Source organism: Methylocaldum sp. RMAD-M (assembly GCF_017832375.1).
GTDB lineage: Bacteria > Pseudomonadota > Gammaproteobacteria > Methylococcales > Methylococcaceae > Methylocaldum.
In genome coordinates this window covers 1-1,936 of the sequence record NZ_JAFIBZ010000066.1, presented here as the reverse complement: position 1 = coordinate 1,936, position 1,936 = coordinate 1, and the positions used below count along the sequence as shown (strand labels likewise).

At 61.2% G+C, this 1,936-nt stretch carries 1 protein-coding gene; it reads right to left on the bottom strand.

All coding sequences use genetic code 11. The annotated features are described in order from the left end of the window. Positions 1-97: 97 nt before the first annotated feature. Complete coding sequence (ltrA, locus tag JOD69_RS24430) at positions 98-1,432, bottom strand: group II intron reverse transcriptase/maturase (RefSeq protein ID WP_210024370.1); 1,335 nt, start codon at positions 1,430-1,432, stop codon at positions 98-100. Positions 1,433-1,936: the final 504 nt, after the last annotated feature.

Genomic DNA, 1,936 nt, shown 5'->3' with positions numbered 1-1,936 from the left:
AATCGGGTAACCAGGGGTTTCTAACCCCCAGTCCCCACACCACCACGGCATGCGGGTCCGCACCGGGCGGTTCACGAAAAGGGAGCACACGACGATGTCAGGTGTAGCCATGGGCCTTCATCCAAAGATCACGGATAGTGATCAGCCCCTGGGTCTTCAGCCATTGGTTGGTCATCCCGGTCTGCGTCGCCAGCGTCCGCGACAGATGCCAGTAGCTCTTGCTGCTGATCGCCGTCAGGATTGCCTGGCGCTTGCTCGTCCCCAAACCCAACAGGTTCTTGACCTTGGTACGCACGTAGCGCCACTGTTTCCAGTAGCACATGCGTACCCGGCGTCGAAGCCAGTGGTCGAGTTCGGGGATCGGGCGGTAGTAGTCCGAAATGCCGAAGTAGCCCATCCAACCGCGGATATACTGGGCGAGCTTGTAAAACCGGTGAGCCATCGAGACACCCCAGCTACGCCCGGTCAGTGTCCGGATGTTGTGTTTGAAGTCCTCGAATGCCCGGTCGCCCCAACGCAGCTTGGTTCCCCGGAAATTGAATCCGAGAAACTTGGCCTGGTCGGTTTTGACCACCCGGCTCTTCTGCTCGTTGACCACCAGTTTGAGCGTGCCGGTCAGGAAGCGCGTGACGCTATCCTTCACCCGCTCGCCGGCCCGCTGACTTTTGACCAAGATCAGCAGGTCGTCCGCATAGCGGACGAACCGGTGGCCACGCCCTTCCAGTTCCTTGTCCAAGTCATCCAACAGGATGTTGGCGAGCAACGGCGACAGCGGTCCGCCTTGCGGCGTCCCCAACGCCGTTACCTGGATGGACTCGCCGACCAGAACACCCGCCCGCAAATACCGGCCAACCAGCGCCAACAGCCGCTTGTCGCCAACCTTGCGGGCCACACGAGCCATCAAGACATCGTGCCGGACGTTGTCGAAAAATTTCGCCAAGTCCAGGTCACAGGCGATGCGGTAGCCGGCCTGAAGATGACCTTGTACCTGCCTCAACGCTCCATGGGCGGAGCGTCCCGGTCGGAAACCAAAACTCGACTCCGAAAAGCCGGGGTCGAAGATCGGCGTCAATACTTGCGCGATGGCCTGCTGGATCACCCGGTCCATGACGGTCGGGATACCCAGCAGTCGTTCGCCCCCTCCCGGCTTCGGGATCGACACCCGTCGTACCGCTTGGGGTTGATAACTGCCATCGGCCAGTTGCTGGCGAATCTCGGCCCAATGCGAGCGCGCAAACTCGGCGAAGTCCTCGATGCGCATCCCGTCCATGCCGGGCGCACCCCGATTGGCCTTCACCCGCTTCCAGGCCCGTCGCAGGTTCGCACGGTCCAACACCCGCTCCATCAGATCGTCGTGCAAGGCTGGCTGCGTGACGCCACGCCGGACATCGGCTCCCCCGGTCGGGTTCATCGTCGATACCGAGTCGCTCACGGCTCCTCCTTGTCTTCTTGTGTTCGGCCCTTCACCGTCCGGTCTTCCAGGCCGATGCGGCTAGTATGGCCTCTGCTGACTTCTGCCCGGTCACACCCTGCGTTGCCGCAAGACGCGCTGCCAAAGACAGGTCGTAGGGTCCGGTGGCTATTCCAAGGCTTTCGCCCTGGACCTCAGTCCGACTCCCATAACCTATCCCAGCCGCTCGCCGGACAGATCTCCCCGAATAAGAACATGAGCTTTCAGCGCACAACCGCCGCATTTACCCTATCTCCCGTACCCGGCGGGTTTCGTCATCATGTGCTGACTCACCCGGAGACTGAGCCTTCTATGCGGTTTCTGTTCGTCGGCTCGCACCTTTGCGCTCGGGCTTCCTTCAGACCACTCCTCGCGGAGTTGCCCTTGCCGTCGGCTAGTAGTTACATTGGCCCAAAGAATGGGCATTACAGGTACTCCTACAGGGGACTCTCACCCCATCAGTTCATGCCCATGTCGGGCGTACAC